Genomic DNA, 20,283 nt, shown 5'->3' on the forward strand with positions numbered 1-20,283 from the left:
AGATATCCGTGATCGCCCATGCCGACCACCCCATAAAGTCTCCGCTCGACGACGACTCCGTCAGCCGGCTGCTCGAACGCGGCCTCCCGCGGGGCGACGAGCGAGTGCTCGACCTCGGATGCGGCACGGCGGAGTGGCTTCTGCGTGCCCTGGCGACCCGCCCGCACCTGCACGCCGAGGGCGTCGATGTCTCCGAAGTCGCCCTGACCCAGGCCCGCCGGGCAGCGAGCGAACTCGGAGTCGACGAGCGTCTGGTCCTCCACCGGCAGGAGGCCGCGGACTTCGGCTCTCCACACCCGTTCGACCTGGTGATCAGCGTCGGCGCCACGCATGCCTTCGGCGGTCTTCTCCCCACCCTCGCGGCAGCCCGCAAGCACCTGGCTCCCGGAGGCCGCGTTCTGATCGGTGAGTCGTTCTGGGACGGTGCCCCTTCGCCGGCGGCCGTCGAGATGTTCGGTGACCTCGCCGACCTGGCGACCACGGTGGACCGCGTCGTCGCCGACGGATGGACCCCTGTCCACGGCCATGTCAGCACCCGCAGTGAGCTGGACGCCTACGAGTGGGCCTGCTGGGGCTCGCTGGCCTCATGGGCTCTGGACCACCCTGCCGATCCGGCTAGCGCACAGGTACGGGAGACGGCCACCGCCCAGCGTTCGCAGTGGCTGCACGGATACCGGGACAGCTTCGGCTTCCTCTGCCTGGTCCTGCGCCGGACATCGGACCGATCCGTAGGGCTGCCTGCAAGCCCGTTTCCGCCACACCATGTGAATCCTTGGACGTCATGGCCGACGCCGAACCGCGGCGGCCGGAAAGTGAGTACACAGATGCAGCCGACTTTCGTACTGGTTCACGGAGCCTTCGCGAACTCCTTCTCCTTCGCGCCCCTTCAGGCCGAACTCGGGCTCCTCGGGCACCGTTCGGTCGCCGTCGACCTGCCCGGGCACGGGTTCCAGGCGACTTTCACGAGCGCCTATCAGTCACCGCAGGACCCCGCTGGGCTCGCCGGCGCGCCCGGCTCGATCAAGGGCGTCACGCTCGCCGACAACGTCGCACACCTGATCGGGATCCTCGAACGGGCCAAGCGGAACGGACCCGTGATCCTGGTCGCCCACAGCCGGGGCGGAATCACGGTCACGGCCGCGGCCAACGCGCGCCCGGATCTGATCGACCGCATCGTCTACGTCTCGGCCTGGTGCCCGGTCCACCTCGATGCCAACGACTACTACGCCGAGCCGGAGATGGCCACGGTCGACCCCGCCGCCTTCGCTTCGGCGCTGGCCGGGAACCCCGCCGACCTCGGCCTGCTCCGCGTCAACTTCCGCACCGCGGAACCGGAATCGCTCGCGGCGTTCAAGGCGGCCTTCCTCGCCGACGGCACCGACGAGCAGTTCCTCACCTTCCTCAACACCTTCCAGCCCGACGAGAACCTGGACGTCGGCGGCTCCGCCGACCGGGCGCAGGCCACGACGTGGGGCCGCATCCCGAAGACCTACATCCGCCTGACCGACGACACGAGCCTGCCTCTCGCCATCCAGGACCGCCTGATCCGCGAAGGCAACGAGCTGACGCCTGACAACCCGTACGACGTCCGCACACTGGCGGGCAGCCACCTGATGTGGCTGGTCGACCCCGCGCCGGCGGCCCGCGTCCTGAGCGAACTTGCCACGCTCCCGGCCTCGTCCGCTCAGGCGTGAGCGGAATGGCGTGAGCGGTTCGGTGTCGACGGGACGAGGAACGAGCGTGCCCGTGTGGGCGCACCCACGACTGCCCCGGCACTGAGATCGGACGCCGCTACCGGGTGACGGCCTTCGCCGACGCCGTCACCCGGGCTCCGCGCCGGCCCACGTCCTGTCAACATCCGGCAGCGGTCACCTGTACCTCGCCCCGGGCTCCGTAGCACGAGAACCAGCAGGTCAGCGCACCCTTCCGCGTGCCTTCAGCGGGGTCGCCGGGAGTCCCGGGGCCGGGAGGGGGTCGCCGTCGTAGCCCTTCACCTCGCCGAATCTGGTGCCGTTCATCCACCCCTCGCGGGCCTCTTCGATGTCCTGCTGGGAGCGGCCGATCCAGTTCCAGAACATGACGATCTCCTCCTCGAACGGCTCGCCGCCCAGGAGCATGAGGCCCGCGTCCGAGGCCGCGCGCAGAGGGAGTTCCGTGCGGCCGCAGCCGAGGTAGAGCATCGAGCCGGGGAGGACCGGGACGCCGTCGACGTGGGCCTCGCCCGACATCGACAGGACCGCGTACTCGAAGTCCGGCTCCAGCGGGAGGGTCGTCTCCGTGCCCGCCGTCAGGGCGAGGTCCGCGCCGATCAGGGGGCTGTACGTGGTGCCGGGCGAGGCGGCGCCGTCGAGTTCGCCCAGGATGACCGTGGCCGTGAGGCCGGCGGCGGTGACCTGCGGGAGGTCCGCGTGGTGCTGGAAGTGCGGCTCGACGTGGCGGTGGGCGTCGGGGAGCGCCACCCAGAGCTGGGCGCCGTGCAGGTAGCGCGCGTGGGACTTCGGGCTCTCCTCGGAGTGCGAGATCGCCCGGCCCGAGGTCATCAGGCCCAGCTCGCGGGGACGGATCGTCTCCAGGCTGCCCGTGCTGTCGCGGTGCAGGACCTCACCCTCGTGGAGCCAGCTCACCGTCTGGAGCCCCATGTGCGGGTGCGGCGGGACCTGCATGCCGGGCTCGTCCGCGATGTCGTCGGGGCCGTAATGGTCGACGAAGGCCCAGGCGCCCACCATGCGGCGGCCGAGGTTGGGGAGCAGGCGACGGACCTCGGTCGACTCGCCGAGCTGCACATGGCGGGGGCTGAGGAGTTCCCGGACCGGCTCGGCGACGACGAAGCCGCGGCCGCCGCAGACGGTGAGGGCGGCCTGACGATCAAGATTGCTCATGACGCTCAACCTATTCCTGTCGGAGGACGAGGTGGGGGTGTCTCCGGTGTCTCCACACGGAAATAGTAGTGGAATGTTCAACTACTCTCGCGTGTTGACCGGAGTGCCGCCCCTACGGGTGGCAGGGTAGGGATGCGACGAGGGAGTGCAAGTGAACGACACGTACTACGAGTTCGGCACGGCCGGCGAGCGCTGGGACCGCGCCCAGCTGTTCTTCGAGGCCAAGGAGTACCAGACCGCGGCCCGCATCCTGCGCGGCCTGGTCGCCGAGCACCCGGAGCAGACCGCCCAGCGGCTGCTGCTCGCCCGCGCCTACTACCACTCCGCCCAGCTCTCCCGCGCCGAGACCGAGCTCCGCGCCGTCCTCGACCGCGACCCGGTGGAGTACTACGCCCGGCTGATGCTCGGCCGCACGCTGGAGCGCCAGGGCCGCCCCGCCGAGGCCGCCCCGCACCTGCGGCTCGCCGCCGCGATGGGTGGCGATCTTCTGGAGTGACGCGGTAGGGACTCATCGGACTCCCGTGGTCCGGCGACCCTGCCTCGGCAGGCGTTCCGCTCCTCGCGGGAGGTTCACGTCATGCGTACGAGCGGGATGAGAGTGGGGGTGCCCTCGCGCACCTGCTGCTCGTCGTCGTGCTCGCCCTCGGCGTCTTCGTGATGCACGCCGTCGGCCATCCGGACAGCTCCTCGGGGACCGGGACGGACGGCATGACGCACGCCTCCGCTCCTGCCCCCGCGCACCACTCCGGGGCCCAGGAACCGGCTGCCTCGCGCGCCTCCTCCGACGACTCCCGTACGCACGGGGACATGGCCACGCTCTGCGTGGCCGTGCTCGGCGTATGGGCCCTCGCCCGGGTCGTCCTCGCCGCCCTCGGGCGGCGCCCCGACTGGCTGGTCCGGCTGCTCGGCACGCTCCTGACGGCACGGGGCCCGAACGCCCCGCCGCCCAGACCTCCCGACCTCGCTCAGCTGTCCGTCCTGCGGATCTAGGCCGAATCGCCGCCGCGGGCCGCCTCGCGCTGCCCGCAGACGCCTTCCTTCAGCCTTTCCGACAGCACACACAGCACACGAGGTGTGACACACATGCGTACGTTCAACCACCCCACCGCCCCGAAGCTCGCGCTCACCGGAGCCGTTCTCGTCGCCGGTCTCCTGCTCTCCGGCTGCGGTACGGACTCCTCGGAGGCAACCCCCGCCTCCGCCCCGAGCGCCTCCTCCGCCTCCCCGACGGCCGCCCCCACGGCCGCCGCCTTCAACGACGCGGACGTCGCGTTCGCGCAGGCGATGATCCCGCACCACGAGCAGGCCCTGGAGATGGCGAAGCTCGCCGACGGCCGGGCCGAGGACGCCGGCGTCAAGAAGATCGTCGCCGACGTCGAGAAGGCACAGGACCCCGAGATCCGGACCATGAAGGCCTGGGTCAAGGCCTGGGGCAAGCCCGAGACCGCCGGTGACGGCGGCGGACACAGCAGCGGACACGGCGGCGGCGACGCCATGGCCGGGATGATGTCCGAGCAGGACATGAAGGACCTGGGGACCCTCCGGGGCAAGGCCTTCGACCGGAAGTTCGCCGAGCTGATGATCGCCCACCACGAAGGCGCGGTCGAGATGGCGGAGACCGAGCGGAAGAACGGCCGCGACGCGAAGGCGCGCAAGCTCGCCGATGACGTCGTACGCACCCAGTCCGCCGAGATCGCCGAGCTGAGGAAGATCCTCGAGCGGCTCTGACCGGCTGACCGGCCCTGACCGGCTCTGACCCGTGGCGCGCCGGCGGCCCCTCGTCTCCGAGGGGCCGCCGGCCTCGCGTCACCTCAGGGGCACGGGTGCGTGTGGACGATCTCGCCGCCCACCACGACCGTCTCGGCGACCGTGCCCGGGATGTCCTCCGGGTCGATCCTGAGGATGTCGCGGGACAGGACGACGAAGTCGGCGAGCTTCCCGACCGTGAGTGAACCCCGCTCTTGCTCAAGGAAGTTGGCGTACGCCGACCCCATGGTGTAGCCCTCGACGGCGGTGGCGACATCGATCGCCTCCCCCGCCGTCCAGGGCTCGCCCGCACCGTCCAGGGCGCGGCGGGTGACGGCGGTGTAGATGCCGACCATGGGGTCCATCTCGGCGACGTTCCAGTCGCTGGAGAGGGCGAGGACCGCCCCGGCGGCGTGCAGGCTGCGCAGCGGCCAGGCCTTGTGCCAGCGGTCGGGGCCGATGTTCTCGGCCCAGTCCTGGCCGGGGCCCGCGATGTCGGGTGCGGCGTGGCGGGGCTGCATGCAGGCGACGACGCCGAGTTCGGCGAAGCGCGGGGTGTCGGCCGGGTCGAGGCACTCGACGTGGACGACCTGGTGGCGGGCGTCGCGCGGCCCGTTGGCCGTGCGGGCGGCGGCGACGGCGTCGAGGACCGTACGGATGCCCCGGTCGCCGGTGGCGTGCACGAAGCACTGGAAGCCGCGCGCGTCGAGGCCGGTGAGCAGGTCGGCGAACTCCTCCGGCGGGTAGAAGGTGTCGCCGCGGTGGTGGCCGCAGCCGGCGTACGGCTCCAGGAGCGCGGCCGTACGGGGTTCGACGACGTCGTCGATGTACAGCTTGAGCGGTCCGACCCGCAGCCGGTCATCGGCGAACTCCTTTGCCGCCGCGGCGAATTCGTCGAGTTCGACGTCGGTGGTGCCGCGCGGGTGGAAGAGCGCGGCAACGATCCGGGACCTGAGTCGGCCCTCGGCGCGGGCCCGCCTGAACAGGGCAAGGTCGTCGAGGGAGTTCTGCGGTTCGACCACCGTCGTGATGCCGTACGCGATGGCGTCGTCCAGGCTCTTGGCGAGCCTGCCGTACTGGCGGTCCGGCGAGGCCCACGGCACACCGAGCTCGCGCAGGGCGCGGTGGCCCGCGCGGGAGAGGCCCTTGACGGCGAAGTCCTTGACGAATCCGGTGGGTTCGCCGGTCCCGGGGTCGGTCACGGCGGTACCGAAGGGCAGGTCGGTACGGTCCCGGGTGACGTCGAGGGCGCGCAGGGCAGCGGTGTTGAGCCAGGCGGTGTGCACGTCGTAGCTGAGCACGATCGCGGGGGTGTCGCCGGTGACCGGGTCGAGGTCGGCGGCGGTGGGCATACGTCCGCCGGGTATCGCCGAGTAGTCGAAGGCCTCGGCCTCGATCCAGCGGGCGCCGGGGTGGGCCGCCCGCCAGGTGGCGATCCGCTCGTGGATCGCGTCGAGGGTGCGGGCACCCGCGAGTTGGACGCAGGCGTCGTCCGATCCGAGGCGTACGTGGTTGTGGGCGTCGATGAAGCCGGGCAGGACCAGCCGGCCGCCCGCGTCGACGACCGTCGTGTCGGGGCCGGTCCAGCGTGCGGCGTCGGCGTCCGCGCCGATCCAGACGATCCGTCCGTCGCGTACGGCGAGCGCCTCGGCCTCGGGCAGGTCGGGGTCGACGGTGTGGATCCGGGCCCCGGTGAGGACGAGGCCGGCGGGGGCGGTGCGGCTCATGGTCTGTCGAACTCCGGTTTCTGACAGGGGTGTTGATTGTGGCGGCGGTGGAGGGTCACGGCTGTACGGGGGCGGCTGTGCGGCGCGCGAGGACGGCGTACACCAGCGCGGAGACGAGGGCGCCGAGGAGGGTGAGGTCGGCGCCGCCGAGCGGGGCGACGAGCGGGCCGGTCCAGAGCTCGGAGTCGCAGGTCAGGGCGGCGAAGGCCATGCCCGCGAGCAGTGCGGTGACCCCGGCGGGATGCCACCCGGCGCGGTACCAGTAGGCGCCGTGCTCGCCGGCGTGCAGGGCGGCGGAGTCGTAGGTGCAGCGGCGCAGCACCATGTCGGCGAGGAAGACGCCGCCCCAGGGGGCGAAGACGATGATCAGGAGGGAGAGGAAGGCGAGGAGGGAGGTGGTGAAGTCGGTGAGGAAGAGGGCGCCGAGCGAGCCGAGGGCGGTGACGGCGGCGCTGATCACGATGGCGCGGGCGCGGCTCCAGGGGATGCCGAGGACCTGGAGGTTCAGGCTGGAGGAGTAGAGCGTGATGATCGAGTTGGTGACCGAGCCGCCGAGGACCAGGGCGAGGAAGAGCGGCTGGAACCAGCCGGGGAGCAGCCCTTCCGCACCGGCGACCGCGTCGGTCATGTCGGCCTGGGTCGCCGCGGCGACTCCTGCCACACCGAGGGCGACGGAGGAGAGGAACCCGCCGAGCCCGCCGCTCCAGGTGAGGGCCTTGAGCGAGGTGGTGCGCGGCAGGTAGCGGGTGTAGTCGGCGGGCATCGGGACGTACGAGAAGGGGCCCGCGAGCATGACGACGAAGGCGAGGCTCCAGGCGGAGGCGCCGGGGAGTCCGGCGGCGTCGGCGGGGGCGGCGGAGGTGTCGGCGCCGGGCAGGACGAAGACGAGCAGGGCGGCGAAGCCGACGGCGAGGGCGTAGGCCATCCAGCGTTCGGCGAACTGGACGGTGGCGTGGCCCCACAGGGCTACGGCGAAGGTCAGCGTGAGGGTGACGAGCAGGGCGAGAGTGCGGGCGGTGTGGCCGCCGGCCCAGCCGAGGTCGGCGAAGAAGGCTTCGAGGGCGAGGGTTCCGACGACCGTGTTGACGATGGTGTAGCCGATGCTGACGATCCAGTTGAGCAGTCCGGCGGGCCAGTTGCCGCGGACGCCGAAGGCGGCGCGGGAGATGACGAGGGTGGCGGTGCCGGTGCGGACGCCGCTGAGTCCTGCGGCGCTGATCGCGAAGAAGGAGAGTCCGCCGATCACGACGACGGCGGTGGCCTGCCAGAAGGAGAGGCCGAAGGCGACGGCGAGGGCGCCGTTGATCACGTAGGTGAAGGTGAGGTTGGAGCCGAACCAGAGCCAGAAGAGGTCCTTGGCGCTGCCGTGGCGCTCGACGTCGGGGATCGGGTCGATGCCGTGGCCTTCGACCTGGAAGACCTCGTCGCGGAGGGCCTCGCCCTGGAATGCCTCGTCGCGGCCGGCGTCCGCCGTTCTCTCCTCGTGCAGCATGCCACTCCCCAGACTTTGAATGGTGTTCTAGAACTTAGAACAGCATTCAAGATGTGGGAGAGGTGACGGCCGCGTCAATACCTCGGCGAGCTGCGGTTAAAGTCGTGACCTGGCGGGGTCACGGGGAGGAAGGCGGAGCGGGTGGCAGGGGCAGCACGGCGGCGGGACGGGCACATCACCCAGGAGCGGATGCTCGAAGAGGCCATGACGGCCATCGCCGAGGGCGGCCTCGCGGCGCTCACCATGTCGGCCCTGGCCGAACGCCTCGGCACCAGCGGCGGCCACATCCTGTACTACTTCGGCAGCAAGGACCTGCTGCTCCTCGCCGCGCTGCGCTGGAGCGAGGCCGCCCTCGCCGACGAGCGCCGGGCACTGCTGGCCCGCCGGCTGACCGCGGAACGCAAGCTGGATCTCTTCCTGCGGCTCTATCTTCCGCACGGTCCGCGCGACCCGCGCTGGATGCTCTGGATCGAGCTCTGGGCACGCACCCCGGCGAACGAGGCCCTGCGCGAGGCGCAGCAGGAACTGGACCGGGGCTGGCAGGAGGATCTGGAGGCCCTGCTCACCAAGGGCGTCGCCCAGTCCCGCTTCGCACCGATGGACCCGGCCGAGGTCACGGCGCGCGCCTCCGAGCTCCTCGCGCTCCTCGACGGCCTGAGCACCCGCGTGGTCCTCGGCCACGAGGCAGGCCAGGACGCCCGCCCCGCGCTCGACGCGGCGCGGGCGGCGGCGAGGCTCCTGATCCCGCGAGGCTGACGGGCCTCAGCGAGCACGCCGCCCCGCTCCGGCACGACGCTCCGCCTGCCGCACGAGCACGCTTCCACCACGTCGGCCGAGGTTCATGCCCCTGTCAGGACGTCGGCGAGGTTCGCGGCGGGACAGCCCAGGATCCCTGTCAGCACGCGACGCTGACGACTGGTCAGCGGTGTGAGGAAGACGGCCGCGTCGGCTCCGGTCCGCTCACAGAGCGCGGCCGCTTGGCGCACCTTTCCGTAGCTGAGAAGGGTCCGCGAGGAGTACGGCAGGTTCATCTTCCGAGCCCCACCCGACGAAACGCCCCGCCGTTGCACGATCTGGCCGACGGCCCGTGCACCGCGCGCCGCCATCTCCCGCACCGCCGCGTCCATCTGCGCGGCGAAGTCCTTCTGCTTGGCGGAGAAACAGCCGACGATCACGACATCCGCCTCCTTGACCGTCACCACCGGAGCCGGGTCGTGGTGGCGGGCCTGGACCGTCCCCGAGCGACGAGCCGGCCGCCGGTCATGCCTGCTGGTTCGGCGCATGGCCGACAGGCTAGATGTGATGCCGCCTGCGGCGACAGACGTTATTCCCCCGGCGGGGGCTGCCAGGGTTCGGGGGCGGCGGCGGCGAACGGCCAGGCCGGGGCATCGGGGTGGCGTCGCATCTGGTCGGCGTACCAGCGGATCTGCTCGGTGTGCAGCGCGGGCCGGGACAGCCGGGCGAGGGCGGGGTACGAGTCCGCGATCACCCGGGCGAGTGTGAGGGCTGCATCGGCGTCCGACGCCGCGTCTCCGGGGTGGGCGTGCGGGACGCCGTACCACTCGGCGACGGCGCGCAGAGAACGGCGGCCGGGACGGTACCGGTCGGCGTGGCGGTCCAGGACGAGGGGGTCGCAGACCGGGGCCACGCCGTGCGGGAGCCGCTCGGTCAGGGGCGCCAGGCCGTGACGCAGGAGTTCGGCGTGGAGCGTGGTCAGGACGTACGGGGCGAACCAGACGACGAGCACCTCGTTCGAGGCGAGGTGGTCGGTGAGGACGGTCGCGAGCTCGTCGAGGGCGCGGGGCGCGGGGGCGCCGCCGGCGCGGGCCCGTTCGACGGCGGCGCCGAGCGCCTCACCGGATACCGGAGAAGGGAGATTGGATCCAGGATCCATGATCCAATCTCCGGTATACCCGTCGCTGCCCCGTACCGACGCGGCGAGGATCCGATCCACGGCCGTCCGGTAGCCGGTGGACACGATGTCCACCGACAGCAGTCGTCGGTGATGCCAGCCGGGCAGGTCCTGCCGGGCCGGCGGCCCCGGATCGGGTGGCACGTGCGCCGGATGGAAGACCTGCCAGCCGTCCTTCGGGCCGTGGCCGTGCCGGAGGACCCCCGTCCCCGCCGGTACGACGGCCCCGCAGACCGCGCAGGGGCCGTCGTACTCGTTGGTGAGGCCGGGGGCCCCGGAACTCATGCCGTCCCCGCACCGTCCCGGTACGCCTCAAGGAGGCGCAACCAGGCCTCGCTCAGCGTCGGATACGCCGGTACGGCGTGCCAGAGGCGGTCGATCGGCACCTCGCCGACGACGGCGACGGTCGCCGAGTGGAGGAGTTCGCCGATGCCCGGCCCGACGAACGTGACGCCGAGGACGATCTCGCGGTCCAGGTCGACGACCATCCGGGCGTGGCCCCGGTAGCCGTGGGCGTAGAGGCCGGCGCCCGACACCGACGTGAGGTCCAGATCGACGCCGCGGACCCGGTGCCCGGCGCCCTCCGCCTCGGCGAGGGAGAGCCCGACGGCCGCGGCCTCGGGGTCGGTGAAGACGACCTGCGGCACCGCGGCGTGGTCGGCGGTGGCCGCGTGCGGGCTCCAACGCCCGGCCTCCGGGAGGGAGTCGCCGTTCGCGCGGGCGGCGATGGCCGCACCGGCGATCCGGGCCTGGTACTTGCCCTGATGCGTCAACAACGCCCGGCGGTTGACGTCTCCCACGGCGTAGAGCCAGTCGTTGCCGGTGACCCGCAGGGTGTCGTCCACCGGCAGCCAGGAGCCGGGCTCCAGGCCGACGGTCTCCAGGCCGATGTCGTCGGTGCGCGGGCTGCGTCCGGTGGCGAACAGGACCTCGTCGCCCTCGACCCGGTCGCCGCCCTCCAGCACCACCGTGACCGGCCCGGTGCCCCCGTCGCGTACGACCGCGGCGACGGAGACGCCCGTACGGACGTCGGCGCCGCCCTCGGTGAGCGCGTCGGCGACGTGGTCGCCGACGAAGGGCTCCATGCGGGGCAGCAGCCCCTTGCCCCGTACCAGGACCGTCACACGGGAGCCGAGTGCCTGCCAGGCGGTCGCCATCTCGGCGGCGACCACTCCCCCGCCGACCACGATCAGCCGGCCCGGCACGTGCTTGGAGCTGGTCGCCTCGCGGCTGGTCCAGGGCCTGGCCCCGGTCAGCCCCGGCAGATCGGGCAGGGAGGCACGGCTGCCGGTGCACACGGCGACGGCGTGCCGGGCGGAGAGGATATGGCGGTCGCCCTCGGGGCCTTCGACGGTGACCTTCCGTTCGCCGCTCAGCCGGCCGTGGCCCCGGTAGAGGCGGGCACCCGTGGAGTCGAGCCATCGGACGGCGCCGTCGTCCGTCCAGTCGGAGACGTAGTAGTCGCGGTGGGCGAGCACCGCCGAGGCGTCCAGCGGCCCCTGCACCAGCTGCCGCAGACCGGGGACCTTACGGGCGTCCGAGCGGGCGATGGCCGGACGGAGCAGCGCCTTGCTCGGCATGCAGGCCCAGTACGAGCACTCGCCGCCCACGAGTTCGCTCTCCACCACCGCCACGCTCAGGCCCGCCGCCCGGGCCCGGTCCACCACGTTCTCGCCCACCGGTCCCGCGCCCAGGACCACCACGTCGTACTCGTGCTCCGCCTCGTGTGTCATGGGCCCCAGTCTGCTGGCAGGTGTGCGGCCCGGCCACAGGGGAAGGGGTGCCGTGCACGCGCGGAACACCCACCGTGCACCCGTGGAACGGGCGCCCTGCCCGCGCGGGGCGGCGCGGAATAGCGCGGCTCGATACGCGGTTGTGCGGGTCGAGTCCCCAGGGGACCGTGAGGACATCCGCCAGGAGACCCGGAGAGGTAGAAAACATGAGCACTGTCGAGCTCACCAAGGACAACTTCGATCAGATCGTGAGTGACAACGACTTCGTTCTGATCGATTTCTGGGCTTCATGGTGCGGTCCGTGCCGCCAGTTCGCGCCCGTCTTCGAGGCTGCCTCCGAGCGCCACGAGGACCTGGTCTTCGCCAAGGTGGACACCGAGGCGCAGCAGGAGCTGGCCGCCGCGTTCGAGATCCGTTCGATCCCGACCCTGATGATCGTCCGCGACAACGTGGCCGTCTTCGCCCAGCCGGGGGCGCTGCCCGAAGCGGCCCTGGAGGACGTGATCGGTCAGGCGCGCAAGCTGGACATGGACGAGGTCCGCAAGTCCATCGAGGACGCGAAGCAGCAGCAGTAACGGCGACACGGCAGGTGCGGCGGGGGCGGTACGGGAGATTCCGTACCGCCCCCGCCGCGTCGGTCGGACTTCCGCCGGTCGAGCGTTCCCTCGGTCAGCGTTCCAGGACGAGCGCGAGCCCCTGTCCCACGCCGATGCACAGGGCCGCGAGACCCGTTCCCGAGCCGGCCGCCGCCAACTGGTGGGCCACCGCGCCGGCGAGCCGTGCACCGGAGGCGCCCAGCGGGTGGCCGATGGCGATGGCGCCGCCGCGCGGGTTGACGATCTCGGGGTCGAGTTCCGGCCACTCCGCGAGGCAGCCGAGGGACTGGGCGGCGAACGCCTCGTTCAGCTCGAAGGTGGTCAGATCGGCGAAGGACCGGCCGGCCTTCTCCAGCGCGCGCCGGACCGCCTCGACGGGCCCGAGCCCGAAGAGCTGCGGCTCGATGCCGGTGACGGCGGAGGCGCGGATCCGGGCGAGCGGCTCGCGGCCGGTCTCCCGGAGGCCCTCCTCGTCGACGAGGAGCAGGGCCGCGGCGCCGTCGTTGAGCGGCGAGGCGTTGCCGGCGGTGACGGTGCCCCCCTCGCTCCGGAACGAGGGCTTCAGCTTGGCGAGGGCCTCCATGGAGGTGGTGTCGCGGATGCACTCGTCGCGGGCCAGGTCCACCCCCGGGTAGGGCACGACCTCGCCGTCGTAGAGCCCCTTGCCCCACGCCTCGGCCGCCTTGCGGTGGCTGGCCAGGGCGAACGCGTCCTGCTGCTCACGCGTCAGGGCGTGCTTGTCGGCGACGAGCTCCGCGCCCTCGCCGAGCGAGACCGTCCACTCGGCGGGCATCCGCGGGTTGGTCATGCGCCAGCCCAGCGTCGTGGAGTGCAGCTGCTGATGGGCGGCCGGGAAGGCGCGTTCGGGCTTCTGCAGGACCCAGGGCGCGCGGGACATCGACTCGACGCCGCCGGCCACGGCCACGGAGGCGTCGCCGACCGCGATGGCGCGCGCGGCCTGGATCACCGCCTCAAGACCGGAGCCGCAGAGGCGGTTGACGGTCACCCCGGGCACGGAGGTGGGGAGCCCCGCGAGCAGGACGGCCATGCGGGCGACGTCGCGGTTGTCCTCGCCCGCGCCGTTGGCATCGCCGAAGTACACGTCGTCGATCCGGGCGGGGTCGAGCGCGGGCACGCGGTCCACGAGCGCCCTGACCACGTGGGCGGCGAGGTCGTCGGGGCGTACGGCGGAGAGCGCGCCTCCGAACCTGCCGATCGGGGTGCGGACGGCGTCGACGATGTAGACGTCGCGGATGCTCATCGGTTCTCTCCCACGTGACCTTCGGGCGGTCGGCGCCGGGCCGCGCCGCCTTCGCGTGCGTTCGCCTGGTGAATTTTCCTTCGTTGATGCGCGCGCAGAGTCTCCGCCCGGTGAGGTTTCCTGTCAACGGCCGCAGGGGGGGCACGACGTGGCCCACCACGTGAACCCCGGCGATCAGGCCCCGACCCGGCACCCCGCGATCAGGCCCGCGGCGCCGGCCGGACCAGAGCCGTGAGGCCGTAGTCGAGTTCACGGCCGTCGACCAGGAGCGCCTCGACCGTGCGGGTCGCGGGGTCGATGTCGGCGGCGAGGCCGTGACCCTCGTAGCGCGGGTAGCCCGACGAGCCGGTCCGGCCCGTGGCCTCCACCACCGCCGTCCGGACCGCGCTGTCCTCCACGGACGCGCCGCCCCGGTCCTCCACGTGCTCGGGAACGAGCAGGATCTCGAAACGCCGCGGAACTGTGCTCATGCTTCGACGCTAAGCCGCTTCACCCCACCGCGCCCGGCCGGACCCCCGGCCCCCGCTCAGTCAGGTCCCGCGGGCCCCGCTCAGCCCGGACCCCCGGCCCCCGCTCAGCCGGGACCCGCGGTCCACCGCTCAGCCGGGTCCCGCGATCCCGCCCTCAGCCGGGACCCGCGACCCCGCGCTCAGCTGGACTCCCGGGGGACGACGTGCGAGGCCATCAGGTCCTGGGTGCCCGGGGTCGCGTCGGGGTCGCGCACCGTACTGTCGACGAGTTCGGCCAGGTGCCGGCCGATGACCATGTCGATCCGTACGGTCGTCAGCCGGGGCCGCAGCAGCCGCCCGAGCAGCAGATCGTCCGAGCCCACGATCGCCGTCTCCGCGGGGACGTCGATCCCCGCGTCCTGCAGCGCGCGCATCAGCAGCATCGCGTACTCGTCGTTGTACGCGAACACCGCGTCGAGGCCCAGCTCGCGCCAGCGCCCGGCGAGCTCGTCCGCCGCCTCCTCCTCGTAGCGCAGCGGCAGGGGTACGACGGTGGCGCCGGTCCCCGCCACCGCCTGCCGGGCGCCTTCGAGCCGGGGACCGGAGAACATCTCCAGGCCCGGCTCCTCCGGGACCACCACACCGATCCGGCGCCGCCCCCGCTCCAGCAGGTGGGCGGCGGCCACGCGGCCCACCCGCCCCTGGTCCATGACCAGGGCGTGCGCGCCCTCGACCCGGTGCGGGCCGAGGGTGATGACGGCCTTGGCCCCGGAGCGCTTGAGGATCTCGACCCCGCTCGGGGTGAGCTGGACCTCGCCGAGCGAGACCACGGCGACCGGACGGAGCTCGGCCCATGCGCGCGCCGCCTCGTCCCCCTCCAGGCCGAGGCTGCCGTACTGCACGACGGTGTAGTCGAGCCGGCGCAGGGCCCACTGCAGCTCGTTGAAGAACTGGCTGTACAGCGGGCCGATGGGCACGTGCGCGGTGGGGAGCAGGACCATCCGGCTGTGTCCTGCGCGCAGACTGCGGGCGGCGGCGTGCGGGACGTACCCCAGCTCCTCGGCCGCCTCCCGCACCCGCTGCCGGGTCGGCTCGCTGATCCGTACGGCCGCGGTGTTGTTCAGGACGTACGAGACGGTCGCTCTGGACACGCCCGCGAGCCGCGCCACATCGGCGCTCGTCGGGACGGGACGTTCGGCGGACTGTTTGGGTGACTGACTCATCGCTTCGGCATCTTTCCAGAACGATCCGGCCCCGGGTCTGGCGGATGGCCGGATTCGAGTGCTACACAGTGCTGACGCGTGTCACTGACACGTGTAACCCTGTCGAATCTTCCGCTCCTCGCCCCCGCATCGGGCGATCTTCACCAGGAGGGCACTGTGGCCCTTTCCTCCCGCGAATCCGGATCCAGAACCGGAGTCGACTCCCCCTCGGGGCCCCGGCCCACTCGCGGTCTGCTCTCCCTGCTGCTCGCCGGGAACACGGCGATGTACGCGCTCTACATCGGCGTGCCCGGCCTGCTGCTGGCGTTGCAGATCGAGTCCATCGACCCCGCGAACAAGGTGGCCAACTTCGGCCTGGTCTCCGGCGTCTCGGCGATCTTCGCGACGGTCTTCAACCCGGTCGCCGGCGCGCTGTCGGACCGCTCGGGCCGCCGCAACCCGTGGATCCTGGCGGGCGGACTGCTCGCGATACCGGTGATGTTCCTGCTCGGCAGCGTGGACACAATCCTGCTCGTGCTGATCGCCTGGTGTCTCGGCCAGGCCGTGATGAACATCTACCAGGCCGCGATCACCTCCGTCGTACCCGACCGGGTCCCGCTCGCCGCGCGCGGCAAGGCCTCGGCGGCCGTCGGCCTCGGCCTGCCGATCGGCTCCACCATCGGCGCGCTGGTCGGCGCCGCGTTCTCGGACGACTACCGCACCGGATACCTGGTCTTCGGCGTGATCGTGGCGGCCACGGCCGTCCTGTTCACCACCTGCGCCCGCGAACAGCGGATGCCCGCGAAGGCCCCGCTGCCGGTGAAGCGGCAGATCGCCGCGTTCGGCAGCGCGCTCAAGGACCATGACTTCCGCTGGGCGTTCATCGGCCGCGCGCTGCTCATCCTCGGGTACTTCGCGGTCGCCGGCTTCCAGCTGTACATCCTCAAGGACCACACCGACCTGCCGGCCGGGCTCAGCCCCGAGGAGGCGGTGGCCATCCTGATGCCGCTCAACTCCGTGGCCATGGTGGTCTCCACGGTCCTGGGCGGCTGGCTCTCCGACCGCTTCGACCGCCGCAAGCTGTTCGTCGGCGCGTCGGCCGCGCTCGCCGCCGTCGCGCTGGTCATCCCGGCCGTCTCGACGAGCTGGACCGCGATGCTGGCCTTCTCCGTCGTCAACGGCCTTGGTTTCGGCTGCTACATGGCGGTGGACACCGCGCTCGTCACCATGGTGCTGCCGAAGGCGGAGGACGCGGCCCGTGACATGGGCGTGCTCAACGTCGCGAACGCCGGGCCGCAGATCGTCGCCCCGTTCGTCGCCTCGCTCATCGTCTCGTTGAGTGGCGGGTACACGGCCCTCTTCCTGATCGCGGCCGTACTGTCGGTCCTCGGGGCACTCGCCGTGCGCCCGATCCGCAGCGTGCGCTGAGTCCGTACGCTCACCCCACCCGCCGTACGCTCGCCCCACCCGCACAACGCCCGTACCCTGTACGCCCGTACGGGGGTACGGGCCGTACGCCCGATCCGCGAGAGGCATCGACGTGCTGCTGAACACCTGCACCTGGGGATCCGGTGACCGGATCGCGCTCCTCGTCCACGGGATCATGTCCGATCACCGGACCTGGCGCCGGGTCGGGCCGGCGCTGGCCGAGCGCGGGTACCGGGTGGTCGCGGTGGATCTGCGCGGCCATGGCGCGAGCGGCAGGGCGGCCGGTGCCGAGGGGTACTCCCCGGAGCGGTACGCCGACGATCTCGTCGAAACCCTGCCCGTCGGGGCCGAGTTGGCCATCGGGCACTCGCTCGGCGGGCTGGTCCTGGCCGCCGCCGTGCGGCGGCTCGCCCCGCGTCGCGCGGTCTACGTCGACCCGGCCTGGCGCCTGCCCGCCGAAGTCGTCGACCTCCGGGGGGAGTTGTTCGCGCGGGCCAAGTCCCTCGGGCGGGGGCCCGTCGCGATGCTCAACCCCCGCTGGGAGGAGGAGGACCTCGACATCGAGATGGCGACCAGGACGGTCTGGGACGAGCGCTCGGCGCACGGGCTCGCGGACTCCGTAGGAGAGCGACTGTGGCCCGCGGAGCCCGTCGTACCCTCGCTGGTCGCCCTCGCCGACCCGAGCTTCCTGGTCTCGCCGGAGGACGCGCGACAGCTCAAGGAGCGCGGCTTCGAGGTACGGACGGTGATCGGCGCCGGACACACGATCCACCGCGACGACTTCGACGGGTTCATGGCCGCTCTGGAGGAGTGGATCTGACGTACCGTGTGGTCATGGACGATGTCTCGATGGTGGGCATGCTCGGCCGCGTCACCGGCACCGTCGGGCCGGGCCTCGTCGGCGAGGTGATCGTCCGGATCCGGGGCGGTGCCGAGCACTTCCTCGCCTACGCGGCCGACGCCAGGGAACGGATCAGTACCGGAACGGTCGTGATGGTCGTGGAACATCTCCCTCCGCGCACCGTCTATGTCACAGCCGCGTACGATGGTTGACCGATCCATTGAGCGCCCGTCCCCCGAGGCGCACACTCCCTTCACCGGATCCGCACGGCTCCGGTGAAGGGGGAGCTGCCCATGGGCATCGGCATCCTGGCGGGCGGCGTGGTCGTCGCCGTCCTCGTCCTCATCGCACTGTTCAAACTCATGTGGCGCGTCGCGGAACCCAACGAGGCGCTGATCATCTCCGGTTCCAACCACAGGATGGAGGGTCTCGGCGAGGGCATGGGCTTCCGGATCGTCACCGGGCGCGGCACGCTGGTGCTGCCGGGCGTCCAGGCCGTACGGAAGCTGTCGCTCGATCTCAACGAGACGCAGCTGCAGGTGGAGTGCGTGACGCACCAGGGCATTCCGCTCAAGGTTCGTGGTGTGGTGATCTTCAAGGTGGGTGACGACTTCGTGTCGATCGCCAACGCAGCCCGCCGTTTCCTCGACCAGCAGAAGCTGATGTCGGAGCGGGTGCACATCGTCTTCGCCGGTCATCTCCGCGCCATCGTCGGCGGGTTGACGGTCGAGGACATGATCCGTGACCGGGAGAAGCTGACCGGGCAGGCTCGTTCGGCCTGTGGCACGGAGATGGAGAAGCTCGGTCTGATCGTCGACTCGCTGCAGATCCACGAGATCGAGGATCCGACGGGGTACATCAAGAACCTGGCCGCCCCGCACGCCGCGGCGGTCCAGCGCGACGCCCGGATCGCGCAGGCGGAGGCCAACCGGCGGGCCACCGAGGCGGAGCAGCAGGCCGCGGCCCGGATGTCGGAGGCCACCCGGGACAGCGAGATCCTGCAGGCCGGCTACCAGGCCGAGCGGGACCAGGCGTCCGCGAAGGCCCGGCAGGCCGGCCCGCTGGCCGAGGCCGGGGCGCGTCAGGAGGTCGTCGTCCAGGAGACCCGGGTCGCCGAGCTGGAGGCGCACCGCAAGGAGCAGCAGCTCCAGGCGGAGGTCCGTAAGCCCGCGGACGCGCAGGCGTACGAGACCCGGACCCGGGCCGACGCCGAGCGTGACGCCAGGATCTCGGCGGCGCAGGCCGAGGCGAAGGAGACCGAGCTCGCCAGCGCCGCGCAGGCGACGGCGACCCGGCTGACCGGTGAGGCGGAGGCGGCGGCCCAGCAGGCGCGGGGTCTGGCCGTGGCCGAGGCGACCCGGGCGAAGGGTCTCGCCGAGGCCGAGTCGATCAAGGCGCGGGCGGCGGCCCTGGCCGAGAACCAGGAGGCCGTGGTCGCGCAGCAGCTGGCCGAGAAGTGGCCGGAGATCGTCGAGGCCGGGGCGTCGGCCTTCGGCAACGTGGACCAGATGGTCCTGCTGAACGGCGCGGACGGCATGGCGGAGATGTTCGCCAAGGCCATGACCATGGGCGGGACGGGTCTGGGGCTCGCCCGTCAGCTGCTCTCGACGATGAATCCGGGCGCCCCGGCGGCGGCCGCGCCCGTACTGAACGGCGCGGTACGGGCCGGTGAGACTCCGCCCGCTCCCCGGGCGGAGACGATCCCGGTCGGCGACGACCAGGAGTAGCCGTACGGAAGCGCAGGGGAGCGCGGGGGAGCGAGACAGGCCGGGCCCGGCGCCGTCATGGCGTCGGGCCCCGGTCGTGGCCTGCGGAAGGTCGGTCTGTCGGTCAGTCAGTCAGTTGTGACCGAACTTCCGTTCCTTCTTGTGAGAGACCTGTTCGATGATCGGCCGGGGTGTCTCCCGCACGGCCGTTGTCTGTTCCTTCGCCGCCGCCTCGGTCCGGTGTTCGTGGCCGCCCGTTCGGGCGCCCTTGTTCACCCGGGTCTGTTTCTTGCCCACGATGGTGCCTCCTGACAGCGGTACTCGGACGCTGGGGCCGTTTTCAGCCTCGCACGCGAGTACGGACACCGCATGTCAGGAAAATCGGCCCACTCAGGCGCCGAGAACGCGCTGGAACGCGCCGAGCGTCTCCCGGCCGGCCGTACGGTCGAGGATCGCGAAGACGATCTCGTCGAAGTGGCCGGCGAACCGGCCGTCACCGGTGAGGAGGGTCCGGAAGGCGCCCGCGACGTCGGCCGGGTCGTTCTGGAAGACGCCGCAGCCCCAGGCACCGAGGACGAGCCGGCGGTAGCCGCCCGCCACGGCGGTCTCCAGGACGCGTTCGGCGCGGGAGGCGAGGGCTGCCGGGATCCGGTCGGCCCGCTCGGGGGTCTGTCGCCGGACGACGCCCGCGTTCGGGGCGGGCGAGGTGAGGAAGCCGACCGTGAACGGCTCGTCGAGGAGTGCGCCGCGATGGTCGCGGAAGACGGGGACTCCGGGCGAGAGGATCACCCGGTCCGTGTAGAGGGCATCCCGCTCGGCCCGGTGGTGGGCGTAGTACTCGGGGACCCGCAGCAGCGTGGTGTAGAGGGCGGAATCGCGGCAGACGGCCTCTTCCTGGGCCTGGGCGCCGTTCAGATAGCCGCCGCCGGGGTTGCGGGCCGAGGCGAAGTTCAGGACGGCGACCGGGGAGCCGGGATCCGCCCTGGTGAGACGCCTGGCGGCGACCAGGCTGCTCTCGTCGGTGACCTCGACCGTGGTGGCGCGGTCGGTGTCGGGGGTGACGGGGACCGGCTCGGGGCCGTACAGCCTGGTTCCGGCCAGTGCGGCGCTCAGCTGCTCCTCGATGGAGACCGTCCGGCCGCCCGGGGCCCGGTAGCGGCCCGCTTCGACGATCTCTTCGGTCCGCTTCGCGATCTCCCGCAGTCGTGCGCTCATGCCCGAAAGCATGATCGACTCCGTACTCCCGGGGCAACGGGTTATTCACCCTGAGGCCGGTGAGGCGCCCTTGCACGCCCGTCGGCGGTGGCTTTA

The 20,283-nt window shown here is 72.0% G+C and carries 21 protein-coding genes and 1 pseudogene; 11 read left to right on the plus strand and 11 right to left on the minus strand.

What is annotated here, in order from left to right; translation table 11 throughout:
- Positions 1 to 65: 65 nt before the first annotated feature.
- Positions 66 to 401: pseudogene (locus Q5762_RS02415) on the plus strand (SAM-dependent methyltransferase); the annotation flags it as partial.
- Positions 402 to 824: 423 nt separating this feature from the next.
- Positions 825 to 1,694 carry an alpha/beta fold hydrolase gene (locus Q5762_RS02420; RefSeq protein WP_315890256.1) on the plus strand — a complete coding sequence of 290 codons (870 nt, stop codon included), beginning with the start codon at positions 825 to 827 and terminating at the stop codon, positions 1,692 to 1,694.
- Positions 1,695 to 1,913: 219 nt separating this feature from the next.
- Here the strand turns inward: Q5762_RS02420 and Q5762_RS02425 are convergent, their stop codons facing one another.
- Positions 1,914 to 2,879: a pirin family protein gene (locus Q5762_RS02425; RefSeq protein WP_315890191.1), complete on the minus strand. Its 966-nt coding sequence runs from the start codon at positions 2,877 to 2,879 to the stop codon at positions 1,914 to 1,916.
- Between the two features lie 151 nt (positions 2,880 to 3,030).
- On the opposite strand from Q5762_RS02425, the gene Q5762_RS02430 reads away from it, so the two are divergent.
- The 3 genes from Q5762_RS02430 to Q5762_RS02440 all read left to right on the plus strand — a co-directional run bounded on the left by Q5762_RS02430 (position 3,031) and on the right by Q5762_RS02440 (position 4,607).
- Positions 3,031 to 3,375 carry a tetratricopeptide repeat protein gene (locus Q5762_RS02430; RefSeq protein WP_315890192.1) on the plus strand — a complete coding sequence of 115 codons (345 nt, stop codon included), beginning with the start codon at positions 3,031 to 3,033 and terminating at the stop codon, positions 3,373 to 3,375.
- A 161-nt stretch (positions 3,376 to 3,536) separates the two neighbouring features.
- Positions 3,537 to 3,869 (plus strand): DUF6153 family protein, encoded by a 333-nt coding sequence (locus tag Q5762_RS02435; RefSeq protein WP_315890257.1) that lies wholly within the window; start codon positions 3,537 to 3,539, stop codon positions 3,867 to 3,869.
- 93 nt (positions 3,870 to 3,962) lie between these two features.
- Entirely contained in the window at positions 3,963 to 4,607 is a 645-nt protein-coding gene (locus Q5762_RS02440) for a DUF305 domain-containing protein (protein ID WP_315890193.1), read from the plus strand.
- A gap of 83 nt (positions 4,608 to 4,690) precedes the next feature.
- Here the strand turns inward: Q5762_RS02440 and Q5762_RS02445 are convergent, their stop codons facing one another.
- Together Q5762_RS02445 and Q5762_RS02450 are read right to left on the minus strand one after the other, a co-directional pair.
- The gene (locus tag Q5762_RS02445) at positions 4,691 to 6,352 is read right to left on the minus strand and encodes an amidohydrolase (protein WP_315890194.1); all 1,662 of its coding nucleotides are present in this window, start codon (positions 6,350 to 6,352) and stop codon (positions 4,691 to 4,693) included.
- A 55-nt stretch (positions 6,353 to 6,407) separates the two neighbouring features.
- On the minus strand, positions 6,408 to 7,844 hold the full coding sequence (locus Q5762_RS02450; RefSeq protein ID WP_315890195.1) for a cytosine permease: 1,437 nt from the start codon (positions 7,842 to 7,844) through the stop codon (positions 6,408 to 6,410).
- A gap of 141 nt (positions 7,845 to 7,985) precedes the next feature.
- Between Q5762_RS02450 and Q5762_RS02455 the strand changes: the two genes are divergently transcribed.
- Positions 7,986 to 8,600: a TetR/AcrR family transcriptional regulator gene (locus Q5762_RS02455; protein ID WP_315890196.1), complete on the plus strand. Its 615-nt coding sequence runs from the start codon at positions 7,986 to 7,988 to the stop codon at positions 8,598 to 8,600.
- Between the two features lie 83 nt (positions 8,601 to 8,683).
- Here Q5762_RS02455 and Q5762_RS02460 read toward each other — a convergent pair whose 3' ends face one another.
- Genes Q5762_RS02460 through Q5762_RS02470 form a run of 3 tightly spaced genes read right to left on the minus strand, consistent with a single transcriptional unit; the run spans position 8,684 to position 11,489 of the window.
- The gene (locus tag Q5762_RS02460) at positions 8,684 to 9,127 is read right to left on the minus strand and encodes a hypothetical protein (RefSeq protein WP_315890197.1); all 444 of its coding nucleotides are present in this window, start codon (positions 9,125 to 9,127) and stop codon (positions 8,684 to 8,686) included.
- 41 nt (positions 9,128 to 9,168) lie between these two features.
- Positions 9,169 to 10,041: a 3'-5' exonuclease gene (locus Q5762_RS02465; RefSeq protein WP_315890198.1), complete on the minus strand. Its 873-nt coding sequence runs from the start codon at positions 10,039 to 10,041 to the stop codon at positions 9,169 to 9,171.
- Positions 10,038 to 11,489 (minus strand): NAD(P)/FAD-dependent oxidoreductase, encoded by a 1,452-nt coding sequence (locus Q5762_RS02470; RefSeq protein WP_315890199.1) that lies wholly within the window; start codon positions 11,487 to 11,489, stop codon positions 10,038 to 10,040. The genes Q5762_RS02465 and Q5762_RS02470 overlap by 4 nt, the downstream gene beginning before the upstream one ends.
- A gap of 206 nt (positions 11,490 to 11,695) precedes the next feature.
- Between Q5762_RS02470 and trxA the strand changes: the two genes are divergently transcribed.
- Entirely contained in the window at positions 11,696 to 12,064 is a 369-nt protein-coding gene (gene trxA, locus Q5762_RS02475) for a thioredoxin (RefSeq protein ID WP_315890200.1), read from the plus strand.
- Positions 12,065 to 12,158: 94 nt separating this feature from the next.
- Here the strand turns inward: trxA and Q5762_RS02480 are convergent, their stop codons facing one another.
- From Q5762_RS02480 to Q5762_RS02490, 3 genes are all read right to left on the minus strand, one after another.
- Positions 12,159 to 13,346, minus strand: a complete 1,188-nt coding sequence (locus Q5762_RS02480; protein ID WP_315890201.1) for a thiolase family protein — start codon at positions 13,344 to 13,346, stop codon at positions 12,159 to 12,161.
- Between the two features lie 200 nt (positions 13,347 to 13,546).
- Positions 13,547 to 13,816: a hypothetical protein gene (locus Q5762_RS02485; protein ID WP_315890202.1), complete on the minus strand. Its 270-nt coding sequence runs from the start codon at positions 13,814 to 13,816 to the stop codon at positions 13,547 to 13,549.
- Positions 13,817 to 13,995: 179 nt separating this feature from the next.
- A complete protein-coding gene (locus tag Q5762_RS02490) occupies positions 13,996 to 15,018 on the minus strand; it encodes a LacI family DNA-binding transcriptional regulator (protein WP_315890203.1) in 1,023 nt (340 codons plus the stop codon).
- 156 nt (positions 15,019 to 15,174) lie between these two features.
- Between Q5762_RS02490 and Q5762_RS02495 the strand changes: the two genes are divergently transcribed.
- The 4 genes from Q5762_RS02495 to Q5762_RS02510 all read left to right on the plus strand — a co-directional run bounded on the left by Q5762_RS02495 (position 15,175) and on the right by Q5762_RS02510 (position 18,993).
- Positions 15,175 to 16,425 (plus strand): MFS transporter, encoded by a 1,251-nt coding sequence (locus Q5762_RS02495; protein WP_315890204.1) that lies wholly within the window; start codon positions 15,175 to 15,177, stop codon positions 16,423 to 16,425.
- Between the two features lie 112 nt (positions 16,426 to 16,537).
- On the plus strand, positions 16,538 to 17,245 hold the full coding sequence (locus tag Q5762_RS02500; protein WP_315890205.1) for an alpha/beta fold hydrolase: 708 nt from the start codon (positions 16,538 to 16,540) through the stop codon (positions 17,243 to 17,245).
- 14 nt (positions 17,246 to 17,259) lie between these two features.
- Positions 17,260 to 17,478, plus strand: a complete 219-nt coding sequence (locus Q5762_RS02505) for a hypothetical protein (RefSeq protein ID WP_315890206.1) — start codon at positions 17,260 to 17,262, stop codon at positions 17,476 to 17,478.
- Positions 17,479 to 17,559: 81 nt separating this feature from the next.
- Entirely contained in the window at positions 17,560 to 18,993 is a 1,434-nt protein-coding gene (locus Q5762_RS02510) for an SPFH domain-containing protein (RefSeq protein WP_315890207.1), read from the plus strand.
- Positions 18,994 to 19,104: 111 nt separating this feature from the next.
- On the opposite strand, the gene Q5762_RS02515 is transcribed toward Q5762_RS02510, so the two are convergent.
- Positions 19,105 to 19,269 (minus strand): hypothetical protein, encoded by a 165-nt coding sequence (locus Q5762_RS02515; protein WP_315890208.1) that lies wholly within the window; start codon positions 19,267 to 19,269, stop codon positions 19,105 to 19,107.
- 93 nt (positions 19,270 to 19,362) lie between these two features.
- Positions 19,363 to 20,187: a TIGR02452 family protein gene (locus tag Q5762_RS02520; RefSeq protein WP_315890209.1), complete on the minus strand. Its 825-nt coding sequence runs from the start codon at positions 20,185 to 20,187 to the stop codon at positions 19,363 to 19,365.
- Positions 20,188 to 20,283 lie beyond the last annotated feature (96 nt).

The sequence above is a fragment of the Streptomyces sp. P9(2023) genome, assembly GCF_032436795.1.
In the GTDB taxonomy this organism is placed as follows: Bacteria; Actinomycetota; Actinomycetes; order Streptomycetales; family Streptomycetaceae; genus Streptomyces.

Excerpts from the sequence above, each read along its gene's own strand:
- Q5762_RS02460 (WP_315890197.1), bottom strand. The coding sequence starts at position 9,127 with ATGCGCCGAACCAGCAGGCATGACCGGCGGCCGGCTCGTCGCTCGGGG.
- Q5762_RS02520 (WP_315890209.1), bottom strand. The coding sequence starts at position 20,187 with ATGAGCGCACGACTGCGGGAGATCGCGAAGCGGACCGAAGAGATCGTC.
- Q5762_RS02485 (WP_315890202.1), bottom strand. The coding sequence starts at position 13,816 with ATGAGCACAGTTCCGCGGCGTTTCGAGATCCTGCTCGTTCCCGAGCAC.
- trxA (WP_315890200.1), top strand. The coding sequence starts at position 11,696 with ATGAGCACTGTCGAGCTCACCAAGGACAACTTCGATCAGATCGTGAGT.
- Q5762_RS02450 (WP_315890195.1), bottom strand. The coding sequence starts at position 7,844 with ATGCTGCACGAGGAGAGAACGGCGGACGCCGGCCGCGACGAGGCATTC.
- Q5762_RS02425 (WP_315890191.1), bottom strand. The coding sequence starts at position 2,879 with ATGAGCAATCTTGATCGTCAGGCCGCCCTCACCGTCTGCGGCGGCCGC.
- Q5762_RS02465 (WP_315890198.1), bottom strand. The coding sequence starts at position 10,041 with ATGAGTTCCGGGGCCCCCGGCCTCACCAACGAGTACGACGGCCCCTGC.
- Q5762_RS02510 (WP_315890207.1), top strand. The coding sequence starts at position 17,560 with ATGGGCATCGGCATCCTGGCGGGCGGCGTGGTCGTCGCCGTCCTCGTC.
- Q5762_RS02445 (WP_315890194.1), bottom strand. The coding sequence starts at position 6,352 with ATGAGCCGCACCGCCCCCGCCGGCCTCGTCCTCACCGGGGCCCGGATC.
- Q5762_RS02435 (WP_315890257.1), top strand. The coding sequence starts at position 3,537 with ATGCACGCCGTCGGCCATCCGGACAGCTCCTCGGGGACCGGGACGGAC.
- Q5762_RS02470 (WP_315890199.1), bottom strand. The coding sequence starts at position 11,489 with ATGACACACGAGGCGGAGCACGAGTACGACGTGGTGGTCCTGGGCGCG.
- Q5762_RS02505 (WP_315890206.1), top strand. The coding sequence starts at position 17,260 with ATGGACGATGTCTCGATGGTGGGCATGCTCGGCCGCGTCACCGGCACC.
- Q5762_RS02490 (WP_315890203.1), bottom strand. The coding sequence starts at position 15,018 with ATGAGTCAGTCACCCAAACAGTCCGCCGAACGTCCCGTCCCGACGAGC.
- Q5762_RS02420 (WP_315890256.1), top strand. The coding sequence starts at position 825 with ATGCAGCCGACTTTCGTACTGGTTCACGGAGCCTTCGCGAACTCCTTC.
- Q5762_RS02480 (WP_315890201.1), bottom strand. The coding sequence starts at position 13,346 with ATGAGCATCCGCGACGTCTACATCGTCGACGCCGTCCGCACCCCGATC.
- Q5762_RS02440 (WP_315890193.1), top strand. The coding sequence starts at position 3,963 with ATGCGTACGTTCAACCACCCCACCGCCCCGAAGCTCGCGCTCACCGGA.